The sequence below is a fragment of the Bradyrhizobium sp. 1200_D9_N1_1 genome (assembly GCF_052075915.1).
GTDB lineage: Bacteria > Pseudomonadota > Alphaproteobacteria > Rhizobiales > Xanthobacteraceae > Bradyrhizobium > Bradyrhizobium diazoefficiens.
Map to the genome: position 1 here is coordinate 4641418 of NZ_CP197226.1, position 14811 is coordinate 4656228.

Here is a 14811-nt window from a genome sequence, read left to right on the forward strand (position 1 = left end):
CGATCTACCGAATGTCATGCAAGGACGATGGGTCATGAAATCGCCGAACGAGAATCTGCCGATGCTGACAGCCGGCTCCCTGGAAGTGCAGGAGGCAGTCGTTCGTGCTGCCCTCGTCGGCAGCTACGATCGCCTTCGCAATTATCTGCAGCGGCGCTTTGGCGGGAAGGCGGAAGCGGAGGAGGTGCTCCAGGCGTTCATGTTGCGTGCACTGGAGCGATCCGGCGATATTCGTGATGCGGACTCGGTTCGAGGCTGGCTGAGCAGGGTTCTGGCCACGTCCATCGCAGACTTTCACCGCCAGGCATCAAGGAGCAGGACTCGCGAGATGCCTTTTCCGCATGAGCTCAACGACCGTCTTGCAGCCGATCAGGATTCCGCTGCGAATGCCGCGGTCTGCGAGTGTCTTCATACCCACCTGTCCCTGCTGAAGCCGGAGCATGCCGAAGTCATCCGAAGGGTGGATCTCGCCGGTGAGCCGCGGGAGCTGGTTGCGGCCGATCTGGGCGTGACCGTCAACAACCTGACCGTCCGCCTTCATCGCGCCCGGCACGCCCTGAAGGTGCGTCTGGAGCAGACCTGCGTTGTGTGTTTGGAGGAAAGCTTCTGGGAATGCCGCTGCGCTGATAACCGAGGTCCGACCTAGCCTGCCTCGCGGCGGCGACTCGCGTTGCCGCCGCGCTGGGCGAGCCGGCTGCGATGCAGTGCGAACAGCTCCAGCACCTTGTCCGCCGGCTTTGCGGCGCTGAACAGATACCCCTGCATTTCGGAGCAGCCGAGCGTGCGGAGCAGGCGCTGCTGCTCCTCGGTCTCGACGCCCTCGGCGGTGGTGGTCATGCGGCGGGCGGCCGCCAGATTGACGACGGCCTGGACGATGCTGGCGGAGCCGTCGGGACCGGCGATGTCGTTGACGAAGCAGCGGTCGATCTTGATCTTGTCGAACGGGAAGCGGTGCAGGTAGCTCAGCGAGGAGTAGCCGGTGCCGAAATCGTCGAGCGCGATGCGCACGCCGATGGCGCGGAGCTGGTGCAGGATCGCCAGCGCGGTGTCGTCGTCGCGGATCAGCACCGCCTCGGTGATCTCGAGCTCGAGCCGGCTGGCCGGAAAATTGGAGGCGGCGAGCGCCGCCATGATCTTCAGCGCCAGCGTGCCGCTCTTGAACTGCACCGGCGAGACGTTGACGGCGAGGCGGATATCGTCGGGCCAGCTTGCGGCGTCGCGGCAGGCGGTGGCCAGCACCCATTCGCCGATCTCGTTGATCAGGCCGGTATCCTCCGCGATCGGGATGAACTCGGCCGGCGAGACCATGCCGCGCTCGGGATGGCGCCAGCGCACCAGTGCCTCGCAGCCGGTGATGCGGTCGTCCTTCAGGCCGAGGCAGGGCTGGTAATAGACCTCGAGGCCGCCTTCGAGCCCCCCTTGGGCGATGGCGTGGCGCAGGTCGATCTCGAGCTGCCGCCGCTCGCGGACCTTGGCGTCCATCTCCGGCTCGAAGAAGCGATAGGTGCGGCGTCCGGCGGATTTGGCGGCGTACATCGCCAGGTCCGCGTTCTTCAGGATTTGATCCAGCACCGTGCCGTGTCCCGGCGCCAGCGCGATGCCGATGCTGGCGTCGGTGGTGAGATGATGGCCCATGCAGTCGAAGGGAGCGCGGATGGCCTGGAAGACCCGGGCGACGAGATCGTTGACCTGGTCCGGCGACGTCACCGCGCCCTGCACGATGGCAAATTCGTCGCCGCCAAGCCGCGCCACGAAATCCGCCGGGCCCGCGCAGCGGCTGAGGCTCGTTGCGACCGATTTCAGGAGCTCGTCGCCGACGAGGTGGCCGAGCGCGTCGTTGACGCCCTTGAACTCGTCGATGTCGATGTAATGCACCGCGATCGCTTCGCCGTCGGTGATGGCGGCCAGCTCCTGGCGCAGATGCTCGTGGAACATGGCGCGGTTGGGCAGGTCGGTCAGCGCGTCATAATGGGCGAGGTGGGTGATGCGCTCCTCGATGCGCCGGCGCTCGGTGATGTCCTCGTGCGTCGCCACCCAGCCGCCGTCCGCGAGCGGCTCGTTGAGGATGTGGATCGAGCGCCCGTCGGCGGTGTCGACCACCATGGAGTTGCGCGCGTGGATGTCGCCCAGCACGCGCGCGACATAGCCGTCGACGTCGCCGGTGAACGAGCCGGTCGCGCTACGGTGGGCGATGATGTCATGGAAGCTGGAGCCGGGCTTCACCACCTCGGGCGACAGGCCGTACATCTCGATATAGCGTTGGTTGCACACCACGAGCCGCTGCTCGGCGTCGAACAGCAGCAGGCCCTGGGTCATGTTGTTGACGGCGCGGTCGAGACGCTGCTTTTCCAGCGTCAGCCGTTCCCGCGAGAGGCGGTGCTGCTCCAGAAGCTTGCGCACGATCGCGATCAGCACGCCGGCGATGGCGAGCGCAGAAGAGGCGGCGACCGAGATCAGGATGCCGATCTGCTCGCGCCAGTCCGTCAGGGCCGCCGCGCGCGTCGTGGTGGCCATCATCAGGATCGGGAAGTGGGGCAGGGCGTGCGAGGCGATCAGGCGGTCCTCGCCGTCGACGGGGCTGACGAAGCGTCCGGCAAAATGGTCGAGGCCGAACACTCGCTGCTGCGAGAACGGGCCGTTCCTGAAGTTCCGCCCCATCAATTCGCCGGAATGCGGGTAGCGGGCGAGCAGCGTGCCGTCACGATGCAGCATCGAGATGGTCGCGCCTTCGCCGAGCACAACGGACTCGAAGAATTTCTCGAAATTGGCCGGCTCGATGCCGCGTCCGACCACGCCCATGAACTCGCCGTTCGGGCCGACGATCTTGCGGACGATCAGGATGGTCCAGGCGCCCGAGATGCGGCTGTGCACCGGCTCGATCAGGACGTCGGGCGCATCGGGGGCATATCGGAAGGCGCGGAAATAGGCGCGGTCGGCGACGTTGACCTTCGGAGCCGGCCACGCCGTCGACGAGTTGATGAGATTGCCTTCGGCGTCGATGACGTTGACGCCGCCCATGTAGGGAAGCGCCTCGATCTTCGAGCGCAGCAGGCGGTGGATGTCCTGGCCGGAAAGGCGCTTGCGATAGTCTTCCGCGCTGGCAATGCCGATCGTGCGAACGTGGTCGACAAAATCCTTCTGGATGACCGCGAAATCCTGCAATTGCTGGTCGAAATGATGGGCGAGCATCAGCACGGTGTTTTCGAGCTCGCGGCCGGAGTTGCGCAGCGCGCGCTCGCGGAAGTTCTGCGCCATCAGGACCGCGCCGACGGCGATCGCGGCGATCAGCAGCGTGCCGCCAACGACCAGCCAGCGGATCGGCCCGCTGCGCACGAAGACCTGGTCAAAGAGGCGACTGCCGTATTTCGTCATCATGTGGATCGTTGCCGCGCACACGCCAGGATCAATTCTTGATCCTCAAAACATCCGTTGGTTTACGGGAACGGTGTGGAGGCGAAGTTAGGAAGCGCGGTTAATGCGACATGAATGCCCACAGGCAAAAGCAATCGATACGCGGGATGCAGGACGTGCAGGAATTGCCGCAAGGATCCTGCGATGCCGGTCAATTCCTGCCGGCCGCACGATGATCAACCAAGGCTTAACCATCTAACATGCTGACGATCCTCAAGCCGGCGTTGGCACGTGATTTGCGAACACGCATGCCAACGATACAGAGAGGGCGCGACGATGAAAAACACCTTGAAGAACTTCCTCGCCGACGAGCGTGGCGCGACCGCGATCGAATACGGGCTCATTGCAGCCGGCATCGCGCTTGCGGTCATCACCGTCGTGAACGGCATGGGCAGCAAGCTCAACACGAAATTCGGATCGATCAGCACTTCGCTGAAGTGAGAACCGCGCGCTCAGGCGCGGTAGTGGCCGGACTTGCCGCCGAGCTTCTCGACGAGATGGATGCCCTCGATGCGCACGCCGCGCTCGACCGCCTTGATCATGTCGTAGATGGTGAGGCAGGCGACGGACACGGCCGTGAGCGCCTCCATCTCGACGCCGGTCGGGCCCGTCACCTTCACGCTGGCACGGACGAGGCAGCCCGGCAGCTTCGCGTCGGGCTCGATATCGACCGTGACCTTCGACAGCGCGAGCGGATGGCAGAGCGGGATCAGCTCCGAGGTGCGCTTGGCGGCCATGATGCCGGCGATGCGCGCGGTGCCGAGCACGTCGCCCTTCTTGGCATTGCCCGAGACGATCAGGTCCAGCGTTGCCCTTGTCATGAGGACGCGGCCTTCCGCGACCGCAAGCCGTTCGGTCGCGGGCTTGTCCGAGACGTCCACCATCCGTGCCTCGCCGGTGGCGCCGATATGGGTGAGGGCAGGGCCGGACTTCGCTTTTGACGGCCTTGTCTTGGACGGCTTGCGCGCCATGTCAGCGCGTACCGGTCGCGCGGGCTGTCGTCTCGCGCGCGAGCAGCGTACGCGTGGCGGCGGTCACGTCGGCCTGCCGCATCAGGCTCTCGCCGACCAGGAAGGTCGACATGCCGACGCGCTCGAGCCGGGCGAGGTCTGCGGGCGTGAAGATGCCGCTCTCGCCGACCATCAGCCGGTCCCCGGGGATCAGCGGCGCCAACGCTTCGCTGGTCGCGAGCGTGGTCTCGAAGGTGCGCAGGTTGCGGTTGTTGACGCCGATCATCGGCGAGCGCAGCTTGAGCGCGCGGTCGAGCTCGGCGCGGTCATGGATCTCGATCAGCACATCCATGCCAAAGGCGATAGCTGTGTCTTCCAGGTCCTTGGCGGTGGCGTCGTCGAGCGCGGCCATGATGATCAGGATGCAGTCGGCGCCATGCGCGCGGGCTTCGACCACCTGATAGGCGTCGAACATGAAGTCCTTGCGCAGCACCGGCAGTGACGTCGCCGCACGCGCGGCCACCATGAAGTCGAGATGGCCCTGGAACGACGGCGTGTCCGTCAGCACCGAAAGGCAGGCGGCGCCGCCCGCCTCATAGGCCTTGGCGAGCTGTGGCGGATCGAAATCGGCGCGGATCAGCCCCTTCGACGGCGAGGCCTTCTTGACCTCGGCGATCAGCGCGAAGTCGCCATTGGTGTGCTTGGCCTTGATGGCGCGCAGGAAGCCGCGCGGTGCTCCTTGCGCCTTGGCCGTTGCTTCGACGACGGAGAGCGGCTGCGCGCGCTTGGCGGCGGCGATCTCTTCGCGCTTGTACGTCTCGATCTTGGTCAGGATGTCCGACATGTCAGGCTCAGCCGTTGGAGACCGCGATCAGATGCTTCAGTCGCGCGTTCGCTGCGCCGCTGTCGAGCGATTTCGCGCCGAGCGCGACGCCCTCCTTGAGGTCCTTGGCACGCCCGGCCACGACCAGCGCGGCGGCCGCGTTCATCAGCGCCACGTCGCGGTAGGCGCTCGGCTTGCCGTTGAGCACGCTTTGCAGCGCAATCGCATTGGCGTCGGCGTCACCGCCCTTGAGCGCACCGGGCTCGCAGCGCGGCAGTCCCGCCTCCTCCGGCGTCACCTCGAAGTTCCTGATCTCCCCATTGTGGAGCGAGGATACGAAAGTCGGGCCGGTGAGGGTGATTTCGTCGAGGCCGTCGGAGCCGTGCACCACCCAGGCGGATTCAGAGCCGAGGTTCTTGAGCACCTGCGCCAGCGGCTGCACCCATTGCCGCGAGAACACGCCGACCATCTGCCGCTTCACACCGGCCGGATTGGACAACGGGCCGAGCAGGTTGAAGATCGTGCGGGTGGCGAGCTCGACCCGGGTCGGGCCGACATTCTTCATCGCGGGATGATGGGCAGGGGCGAACATGAAGCCGATGCCGCATTCGCGCACGCAGCGCCCGACCTGCTCCGGCCTGAGGTCGATCCTCACCCCGAGCGAAGCCAGCACGTCGGCGGCGCCCGAGCGCGACGACAGCGCGCGGTTGCCGTGCTTGGCCACCGGCACTCCGGCACCCGAGACGATGAATGAGGCGCAGGTCGAGACGTTGACCGAGCCGGAGCCGTCGCCGCCGGTGCCGACGATGTCGACGGCGTCCGGCGGTGCCGTCACGGTCAGCATCTTGGAGCGCATCGCCGCGACCGCGCCGGTGATCTCGTCAACGGTCTCGCCGCGCACCCGCAGCGCCATCAAGAGGCCACCCATCTGCGAGGGCGTGGCTTCGCCCGACATCATGGCGTCGAAGGCGGAAGCCGCTTCGTCACGCGACAGGCTGGCACCGGTCGCCACTTTTCCAATGATCGATTTCAGGTCGTCCATCGCGTGCTTTCAACTCACTGGTTCGCGCCGGTCACCTGCGCGAAGGCGGCCTGATTAATGGTGGTCCCGATGTCGGTTTCAAGCTTGTTGACGTAGGAAGCGACCTGCTCCTCGGTCTGCGCCCGGTCGAGGCTCTCCTTCAGCTTCTTCACCGCGTCGGAGGCGGCGTCGACCGTGGGATCGACGATGTCGGTGACGCGGAAGACGATCACCTCGCTGCCGCCGCTCACGGGCGTCTGTCCGACGCCGTCCTTGGCGGTGCGGAAGGCGGCCGCAACGACGGTCGCGGGCACGCCGGCGGGCGAGTCGTCGCGCTTGAAGCCGGTCGCGGTCTCGACCTTGGCGCCGACCGCGGCGGCTTCATCGGCAAGCTTGCCGCCCGCTTCGAGCTTCTGCACCATCTCGGTGGCCTTGGCCTTCAGCTTGGTCGCGATCTGGTCCTGGCGCCAGCGCGCCTCGACCTGGTCGCGGACCTCGTCGAGGTTGCGATCGCGCGAGGGCGTGATAGCGAGCACGTCGTACCAGACGTAGCCGCCCTTGAACGAGATCGCGTCATTGTCGACGCCGACGTCGGTATTGAAGGCCTGCGATACCACGTCGAGGCCCGGCGGGATGTTGGCGACCGGCTGGCCGTTCGGGGCGCGGCCGGAGCGGTCGACGGCGTCGATGGTGACGGCGGTGAGGCCGAGCTTCTGCGCCGCGTCGATCACGCTGGCGCCGCCACCGCGCTCGTCTTCCATCTTGTCGCGGAGATCGGCGACCTTGACGCGCGCGCGCTCGGTGGCGATCTCGCGCTTGATGTCGCCGACGAGGCTGGCGTAGTTCGCCTCGACGCCCGGCTCGATCTTGTCGACCTTGACGATCGCGGTGCCGAGACGGCCTTGGATCGGCTGGCTGATTTCACCTGCGGGGAGCGCGAAGGCGGCATCGCCAACCGCCGGGTCGAGCGACGATTTGGTCACGAGCCCGAGATCGACGTCGGATGCGCTCAGTCCGCGCTCCTTGCCGAGATCCTCGAACGACATTCCGCCGGCGAGGCGCTCGCGCGCGGTCTGCGCCTCGGCCGCGTTGGGAAACACGATCTGGTGGATCTGGCGCTTCTCGGGCGTGCCGAGCCGGTCCTTGCGCTGGTCGAACAGTTTCTTCGCGTCCTCGTCGGAGACTTCGCTCCACTTGCCGATCTCTTCCGGCGAGATCACGACGAAGGCGATCTTGCGATATTCGGGCGCGCGGAACTGGACCTTGTGATCCTCGAAATAGGCGGCGAGCGCCTCGGGCGAGGGCGCATCGATGGTACCTGCCTGCGCGGCGTCGAGCCGTGCGAACTCAATGGCGCGCTGCTCGTTCTGGAAGCGCGTCAGCACGTCGATCATCGCCTTCGGCGGCTCGAGACCCGCGCCGATCGTGCCGGTGAGCTGCCGCCGCAGCGACACCTTGCGCTGCTCGGACACGTAGCGCTGCTCGGTATAGCCGAAGTTGCGGATCACGGCCTGGAAGCGGTTCGCATCGAAGCTGCCGCCGACGCCCTTGAAGTTGGGGTCGTTCATGATGACCTGGCGGATCTGGTCGTCAGACTGGCCGAGCCCGAGCCGGCGCGCCTCTTCGTCGAGGGCGGCTTCCGCGATCGTCTGCTGGAGCACCTGACGGTCGAGGCCGAAGGCGCGGGCCTGATCAGGCGTCAGCGGACGGCCGAACTGGCGGCTGATCTGTTGCAGGCGGTCGGTATAGATCTGGCGGAACTCGTTCAGCGAAATCTCGGTTCGGCCGATCTTGGCCACCGTGGACTGTCCGAAGCCGCGGAAGATGTCGGCGATGCCCCAAATGCCGAAACTGATGATCAACACGCCCATCACCACGGCCATAATGGTCTTGCCGAGCCAGTTTGATGAGGCCTTGCGCATTCCTCGAAGCATTTGGTCCAACTTGTTTGGCAGGAGGGGAACGGGAGCGCGTCTTAATGCAGATTCCGCAAAAGCGCGTCACCAAATTGATAGATCATCATAAAGTGGCGGCTTTCCCCCCGCAACCTCAGGTCACGCGGCCTCGCGAAGCTGCGGTTAAAAGCCCTTAGGTCTCTGGAACTGCCGCAGCACCTCTGCTAGCGCATGCACAAACCTCATTTTGCTGGAAATTGACATGACCGACGCCATCCGACCGCTGATCGCCGGCAACTGGAAAATGAACGGCCTGAAGGCCTCCGCTGCCGAATTCGACGCCATGCTCAATGGCGCGGCAGACGTGGCCACCAAGGCCGATCTGCTGGTCTGCCCGCCGGCGACCCTGATCGCGGCCTTTGCCGACAAGGCGCGCGGCAAGAAGGTCGCGGTTGGGGCCCAGGATTGCCACCCCAAGGCCTCCGGCGCCCATACCGGCGATATCGCCGCCGAAATGCTCGCGAATGCGGGCGCGACCGCCATCATCGTCGGCCATTCCGAGCGCCGCGCCGACCATGGCGAGGGCGATGCTTTGGTGCGGCAGAAGGCGGAAGCCGCCTGGCGGGCCGGGGTGACGGCGATCGTCTGCATCGGCGAGACGCAAGCCCAGCGCGATGCCGGCCAGACCCTGGACATCCTGCGCGGCCAGCTCGACGGCTCGCTGCCGGACGGCTCTACCGCGGCCAACCTGGTCGTGGCCTATGAGCCCGTCTGGGCAATCGGCACCGGCCTGACCCCCACAGTCCAGGATGTCGAGCAGATTCATGGGTTTATCCGGGAGTTCCTGACCTCCCGGTTTAGCGTGGACGGGGCGAAGATGCGGATCCTCTATGGCGGTTCGGTCAAGCCCTCGAACGCGGCCGAGCTGATGGCCGTGAAGAACGTCAACGGAGCTCTGGTCGGCGGCGCCAGCCTCAAGGCGGCCGATTTCCTTGCGATCGCCAAGGGCTGCCCCTAGCTAACCCAAACCGTTGGTCCGGACCCGATCGGGGGTGGCAATGCCGTTTCCGATCGTGTAACACCGCGCAACTTCAGGAAAACCCGCGAAGCGCGATCGGCCGCCGTCTCGGCGCTGTCGGCTTGTGACGGAAGGGCACTATGCAGACTGTTGTCATCGTCATCCATCTCATGATCGTCGCCGTCATGATCGGCGCCGTCCTGCTCCAGAAGTCGGAAGGCGGCGGCCTCGGCATGGGCGGAGGCGCGGGCTTCATGTCGAGCCGCGGCACCGCGAATCTTCTGTCGCGGACGACCGCGATCCTCGCCGCCGGCTTCTTCGTGACCAGCCTGTTCCTGTCCTGGTACGCCGGCTACAACCGCGCGCCTTCGTCGATCATTGGCCAGCCGGCATCGCAGGGCCAGCCGGCCGGCGGATCGCCGATTGCGCCGCCGACCTCGGGCGGCATCCTGGATTCGCTGAAGAAGGCCGACGAGCAGCAGCAGGCTCCGGCAGCGCCGAGCGGCCCGCAGGTGCCTCGCTCGCAATAAAGCAGGGGGGCCATGCAGGGCGGCTTCTACCGTCCTGCGTCAACAATCCCCATCAAGGCTCTGTTACCATTCTTAGTTCTGGCTCACCCACAGGCCCGCAAAATCTTTGGGGCGGAATACGAATCGCTTTGGCGAATCGAATTCGAGGGATTAGAGGTTAAGTCCCATGGCGCGGTACATATTCATCACCGGCGGCGTGGTTTCTTCGCTCGGCAAGGGTTTGGCTTCAGCGGCACTCGGTGCGCTGTTGCAGGCCCGGGGCTACAAGGTCCGCCTCCGTAAGCTCGACCCCTATCTCAACCTCGATCCCGGAACGATGTCGCCGTATCAGCACGGCGAAGTGTTCGTGACCGATGACGGCGCGGAGACCGATCTCGATCTCGGTCACTACGAGCGCTTCACCGGGCGGCCGGCGACCAAGGCCGACAACATCACGACGGGGCGCATCTACCAGGACATCATCACCAAGGAGCGCCGCGGCGATTATCTCGGCGCGACCATCCAGGTGGTTCCGCACGTCACCAACGCCATCAAGGAATTCGTCCTCGACGGCAATGACGACTACGACTTCGTGCTGGTCGAGATCGGCGGCACCGTCGGCGACATCGAGGGCCTGCCGTTCTTCGAGGCGATCCGCCAGCTCAAGAACGATCTGCCGCGCGATCATGCCGTCTACATCCATCTCACGCTACTGCCCTACATTCCGAGCGCAGGCGAATTGAAGACGAAGCCGACGCAGCACTCGGTGAAGGAGCTGCGTTCGATCGGCATCCAGCCGGACATCCTGCTCTGCCGAACCGACCGCGAGATCCCGAAGGAAGAGCGCCGCAAGCTCGGGCTGTTCTGCAACGTCCGTGAAAGCGCGGTGATCGAAGCGCGCGACGTCGACAACATCTATGCTGTCCCTGAGGCCTACCACAATGCGGGCCTCGACGACGAGGTGCTCGCCGCCTTCGGCATCGCCTCGCGGATTCCGCCAGAGCTGCGGAGCTGGCAGCAGATCAACGAGCGCGTCCGCAATCCCGAAGGCAACGTCACCATCGCCATCGTCGGCAAATACACCGGCATGAAGGATGCGTATAAGTCGCTGATCGAGGCGCTCTCACACGGCGGCATCGCCAACAAGGTGAAGGTCAATCTCGACTGGATCGAGAGCGAGATCTTCGAGAAGGAAGATCCCGCGCCGTTCCTCGAGCACGTCAACGGCATCCTGGTGCCCGGCGGCTTCGGCCAGCGCGGCGCGGAAGGCAAGATCCGCGCGGCGCAGTTCGCGCGCGAGCGCGACGTGCCGTATTTCGGCATCTGCTTTGGCATGCAGATGGCGGTGATCGAGGCCGCGCGCAATCTCGTCGGCATCGAAGACGCCAACTCCACCGAATTCGGCCCGACCAAGGAGCCCTTGGTCGGCCTGATGACGGAATGGCTCCGCGGCAACGAACTCGAGAAGCGCTCGCAGGCCGGCGATCTCGGCGGCACGATGCGGCTCGGCGCCTATCCCGCGGCACTCAACCGCGGCAGCCGAGTCTCGCAGGTCTATGGCGGCGCGACCGAGATTTCCGAGCGCCACCGCCACCGCTACGAGGTGAACACCGCCTACAAGGATCGCCTCGAGCAGCACGGCCTGAAATTCTCCGGGCTGTCGCCCGACGGCGTCCTGCCGGAGATCGTCGAATACGAGGATCATCCCTGGTTCATCGGCGTCCAGTTCCATCCCGAACTGAAGTCGCGGCCTTTTGAGCCGCATCCTCTCTTCGCCTCCTTCATTCAGGCGGCGATGGTGCAGAGCCGGCTGGTCTGATGGCTCAGCGCGCGGCGGAGTAGTCGCGCGCGTGATGGATCGGCTCCAAGGCGACTCGCGTCGAGGGGGCCGGCGCAAGCGATCCCGTGACGAGCTTCATCTGCGGCCGCCGTGTCAGCTTGTAGACGGCGGCGGGCGGCATGTTCAGCAGGGCGCGATCGACCAGCGTGGCGCGTAAGCCCAGCCGATCGAGAATCGGCCGCGGCACCGGGCAGCTCATGCCGTAGGTGAACTGGTAGAATGCGCCGCCGGGGCGGACATAGCTGAACGCGCCGCTGACGATCGAGATGACCTTGCGCGTCGACATGTTGAGCAGCGGCAGCCCGCTCACGACCGCGCCGACGGGCGCGCCGTCATAGAGGCGCTCCGTCGTCAGCCGCCCCGCATCCATCCACAAGACGCGCGCGTTGGGAAAGCGCACTTGCAGGAGCTTCATGAAGTCGGAGCCGTATTCGATCAGCGTGAGGTCCTGCTGGCGGACGCCGCGTTTCAGGAGGTTGTAGGTGAATGCCCCGGTGCCGGGGCCGAGCTCGAGGATCGGACCGGTCGATGCCGTGATCTCGCGGGTGATCAGATCGGCGAGCGCCGCGCCTGACGGCGCGATCGCGCCGACCCGACGCGGGGCCGACATCCAGGACAGGAAGAAGGAGAGGAAATCGTTGGGCATGCGCACTCCGGCATCTTGGTTGCACCTCGAAAGATCAGAAGTGAGGCGGATGCAGTGTCACGGCCGTGCATTGCGACAGCATTGCGCTGTGAGAGGCGCACGCGGATTGAATCAATCCTGCGGGATTGGGCGCAGCGTTATTCTGAAACAGGCGCCGCCGTCCGGCCCGTCCGTGACCGAGACGTGGCCGCCATGCAGCTGCACGATCTCGCGCACCATGTTGAGGCCGAGGCCGGCACCGCGATCGAGCGGCGTCAGCCGGTAGAACGGCTCGAAGATCTGCTCGCGTTGTCCGACGGGAATGCCGGGACCTTCGTCCGTGACTTCGATGCTCGCGGGTCTGCTGACGCGAATGCCGATGGTGCCGCGGCGAGGGCCGTGCTGAATCGCATTTTGCACGAGGTTGGTCAGCGCGCGTTCCAACGCGGCCGCGTCACCGATCGTCTCGATCGGCGTCGTGGGTGCATCGAGCGCCAGCTCGTAGCCGCCGGCAATCGCCAGCGGCGCGAGGTCGGCAGCCGCGCCTTGCGCGACCCGGACAAGGTCGACGCGCGCGAAAGGATGGCCGCAGCGGTCGAGCCGCTGAATGTCCAGCAACTGCTCGGCAAGCGTCGCCAGCCGCGCGGCATCTTCCAGCAGCCGGGTCTTGTCCGGCCCCGGGGCAAGCGACTCCAGGCGCGTGTTGAGGATCGCGATCGGCGTGCGCAGCTCGTGCGCGGCGTCGGCGACGAAACGCTTGTGGCGGGCATAGCCCTGGTCGAGCCGCGCCAGCGCGTCATTGACCGCAGTCACGAGCGGTACGACCTCCAGCGGAATTCTCTCCACCGACAGGCGCGCGCCGCGCTGATGGATGTCGATGCGACGCGCCTGGTCCGCGGTCGTATCAAGTCCTCTGAAGGCGCGCCGCACGATCATCGGTGTCGCGATGAAGGTCGCGGTTCCCATCAGAAGGAGGCCTGGCAGGGCGATGCCGAGGAACGCAAGCGATGTCATGACCAGCGCCTTGGCGCCGGTCAGCCGGCCCTGTGTCGCCGTGATGACCTGCACATTGCCGGCCTCGGTATCGACCCGCTTCAGCCGCGCCGCCGGCTTGCGCGGATCGTCCTCGAACAGCTGCCAGCCGAGCCGCGCCTGGCTGATCTGGTCGAGGCCGCCGCCGATCGCGGCGAATTCAGCCGGCACGGCACCTTCGGCGAGCGAATGTCCCTGCCGGTCGCGGACCAGGAACCAGAGGTCTGGTGTCTCGCTACGCAATTGTCTGAGCTCGGGCGTCGGCCGCACGGTCAGGCCGCCCTGTGCGTCGCGCGTCAGTGCGTGCTGCACGACGTCGATCACGCGATCCTCGTCGCGCTCGGCGAGCACAAGTCCTGACGCGCACAGCGCTCCGACGACGACGGCAACCAGGGCCAGGAGCAGCACGGCCTGGAGCGAGAGCAGGCGCCAGCTCAGGCGCGAGCGCAGGCAGTAGGGATCGTCGTGCCTGCTCATGGCAGCTTCTTCAGGAGATAGCCGACGCCGCGAATGCCGTGGATCTCGATGCCGGCATCCGCCTCGGCGAGCTTGCGGCGTAGCCGCGAGATATGCGTGTCCAGCGCGTTCGACTGGATCTCGTCGTCGAAATTGTAGACGGCCTCTTCCAGCGCCGAGCGTATCACGGTGCGGCCGATGCGGCGGATCAGCGCCTCGAGCACCAACAGCTCGCGACGCGGCAGCTCGAACGGCTGGCCGTCGATGCTCGCCTCGCGATGGCCGACATCGAAGGCGAGGCGGCCCGCGCGGATGACATCCGGCGTAAGTCCAGCGGGGCGCCGCATCACGGCGCGCAGGCGCGCCAGCAGCTCCTCGACCGCGAACGGCTTGGCCAGATAATCGTCGGCGCCGCTGTCGAGCCCGGCGATCCGGTCGGCGAGCTCGCCGCGCGCGGTCAGGACGATGATCGGCACGCCGTCGGCGCGCGCCCGGAGCTTCGGAATCAGTGCAAGGCCGTCGCCGTCGGGGAGCTGGCGGTCGAGCAGGACCGCGACATGGACGTCGGCGGAAATGGCCTCTTCAGCGTCGGCAAGGGTAGGGGCATGGTCTACCACCATGTCGTAGCGCTTTAGCGCCGACGCCAGCGCGCCCGCCATCTCCGCCTCATCCTCGACGAGCAAAATCCGCATGATCCGGCACCTAGGCTTCAACTAAAGCCATTCTAGCGGCCCGATCATTGCGGCAGCATTGCGGGAGCCGGACTTGATGCGTTACCGAAGACCGCCGAGCCATGCGCGAAACGCCACAGGGGCGGCCGCGCAGGGCTCAAGACACGGTTATGGCCGGCCGTTATAAGCGGCGGACCTGTTCTGGGAGGAAGCAAGAATGATCTACGAAATGCGCGTCTACCGCTGCGTGCCCGGCCGCTTGCCGGCGCTCTTGAAGCGGTTCGAGACGGCGACGCTGAAGCTGTGGGAGAAGCACGGCATCCGCCAGGCTGGATTCTTCACCACGCTGATCGGTGAATCCAGCCAGGAGCTGACCTATTTCCTCGCCTGGGAGTCGCTCGCCGAGCGCGAGAAGAAGTGGGGCGCGTTCGTGACCGATCCGGACTGGCTCGAGGCGCGGTCGAAGTCGGAGGCGGACGGCCAGATCGTCGGCAATATCGTCAGCCAGCTCCTGACGCCGACCGCCTTTTCGGCGGTGAAATAGCGCCGGCGGCGCCCGC

Annotated in this window: 14 protein-coding genes; 6 read left to right on the forward strand and 8 right to left on the reverse strand. The window is 66.0% G+C overall.

What is annotated here, in order from left to right:
• Window positions 1-34: 34 nt before the first annotated feature.
• The gene (locus AB5K84_RS22355) at window positions 35-646 is read left to right on the forward strand and encodes an RNA polymerase sigma factor (RefSeq protein ID WP_028171794.1); all 612 of its coding nucleotides are present in this window, start codon (window positions 35-37) and stop codon (window positions 644-646) included.
• Here AB5K84_RS22355 and AB5K84_RS22360 read toward each other — a convergent pair.
• Window positions 643-3375 carry a bifunctional diguanylate cyclase/phosphodiesterase gene (locus AB5K84_RS22360; RefSeq protein WP_038967221.1) on the reverse strand — a complete coding sequence of 911 codons (2733 nt, stop codon included), beginning with the start codon at window positions 3373-3375 and terminating at the stop codon, window positions 643-645. The two genes, AB5K84_RS22355 and AB5K84_RS22360, sit on opposite strands and share 4 nt — an antisense overlap.
• A gap of 312 nt (window positions 3376-3687) precedes the next feature.
• On the opposite strand from AB5K84_RS22360, the gene AB5K84_RS22365 reads away from it, so the two are divergent.
• Complete coding sequence (locus AB5K84_RS22365; protein ID WP_028171796.1) at window positions 3688-3852, forward strand: Flp family type IVb pilin; 165 nt, start codon at window positions 3688-3690, stop codon at window positions 3850-3852.
• An 11-nt stretch (window positions 3853-3863) separates the two neighbouring features.
• Here the strand turns inward: AB5K84_RS22365 and moaC are convergent, their stop codons facing one another.
• From moaC to AB5K84_RS22385, 4 genes are read right to left on the reverse strand one after another with little or no spacing between them, the layout of a single operon-like run.
• Window positions 3864-4382: a cyclic pyranopterin monophosphate synthase MoaC gene (gene moaC, locus AB5K84_RS22370; protein WP_011087579.1), complete on the reverse strand. Its 519-nt coding sequence runs from the start codon at window positions 4380-4382 to the stop codon at window positions 3864-3866.
• Between the two features lies 1 nt (window position 4383).
• On the reverse strand, window positions 4384-5205 hold the full coding sequence (trpC, locus tag AB5K84_RS22375) for an indole-3-glycerol phosphate synthase TrpC (RefSeq protein ID WP_011087578.1): 822 nt from the start codon (window positions 5203-5205) through the stop codon (window positions 4384-4386).
• A gap of 7 nt (window positions 5206-5212) precedes the next feature.
• Window positions 5213-6226: an anthranilate phosphoribosyltransferase gene (trpD, locus tag AB5K84_RS22380; protein WP_011087577.1), complete on the reverse strand. Its 1014-nt coding sequence runs from the start codon at window positions 6224-6226 to the stop codon at window positions 5213-5215.
• 14 nt (window positions 6227-6240) lie between these two features.
• Window positions 6241-8139, reverse strand: coding sequence for a SurA N-terminal domain-containing protein (locus tag AB5K84_RS22385; RefSeq protein WP_011087576.1), 1899 nt, complete (start codon window positions 8137-8139; stop codon window positions 6241-6243).
• A 223-nt stretch (window positions 8140-8362) separates the two neighbouring features.
• Here AB5K84_RS22385 and tpiA point away from each other — a divergent pair, with 223 nt between their 5' ends.
• The 3 genes from tpiA (at window position 8363) to AB5K84_RS22400 (ending at window position 11446) form a co-directional block, all read left to right on the forward strand.
• Window positions 8363-9118, forward strand: a complete 756-nt coding sequence (gene tpiA / locus AB5K84_RS22390; protein ID WP_011087575.1) for a triose-phosphate isomerase — start codon at window positions 8363-8365, stop codon at window positions 9116-9118.
• A 140-nt stretch (window positions 9119-9258) separates the two neighbouring features.
• Window positions 9259-9648 carry a preprotein translocase subunit SecG gene (gene secG / locus AB5K84_RS22395; protein WP_011087574.1) on the forward strand — a complete coding sequence of 130 codons (390 nt, stop codon included), beginning with the start codon at window positions 9259-9261 and terminating at the stop codon, window positions 9646-9648.
• A 166-nt stretch (window positions 9649-9814) separates the two neighbouring features.
• Window positions 9815-11446, forward strand: a complete 1632-nt coding sequence (locus AB5K84_RS22400) for a CTP synthase (RefSeq protein WP_011087573.1) — start codon at window positions 9815-9817, stop codon at window positions 11444-11446.
• Window positions 11447-11450: 4 nt separating this feature from the next.
• Here the strand turns inward: AB5K84_RS22400 and AB5K84_RS22405 are convergent, their stop codons facing one another.
• From AB5K84_RS22405 to AB5K84_RS22415, 3 genes are all read right to left on the reverse strand, one after another.
• The gene (locus tag AB5K84_RS22405; protein ID WP_038967222.1) at window positions 11451-12113 is read right to left on the reverse strand and encodes a class I SAM-dependent methyltransferase; all 663 of its coding nucleotides are present in this window, start codon (window positions 12111-12113) and stop codon (window positions 11451-11453) included.
• A 111-nt stretch (window positions 12114-12224) separates the two neighbouring features.
• The gene (locus tag AB5K84_RS22410) at window positions 12225-13601 is read right to left on the reverse strand and encodes a sensor histidine kinase (RefSeq protein WP_011087571.1); all 1377 of its coding nucleotides are present in this window, start codon (window positions 13599-13601) and stop codon (window positions 12225-12227) included.
• Window positions 13598-14272 (reverse strand): response regulator, encoded by a 675-nt coding sequence (locus tag AB5K84_RS22415; RefSeq protein WP_011087570.1) that lies wholly within the window; start codon window positions 14270-14272, stop codon window positions 13598-13600. Before AB5K84_RS22415 ends, AB5K84_RS22410 begins: the two co-directional genes overlap by 4 nt.
• 196 nt (window positions 14273-14468) lie before the next feature.
• Here AB5K84_RS22415 and AB5K84_RS22420 point away from each other — a divergent pair, with 196 nt between their 5' ends.
• On the forward strand, window positions 14469-14795 hold the full coding sequence (locus AB5K84_RS22420; protein WP_011087569.1) for an NIPSNAP family protein: 327 nt from the start codon (window positions 14469-14471) through the stop codon (window positions 14793-14795).
• Window positions 14796-14811: the final 16 nt, after the last annotated feature.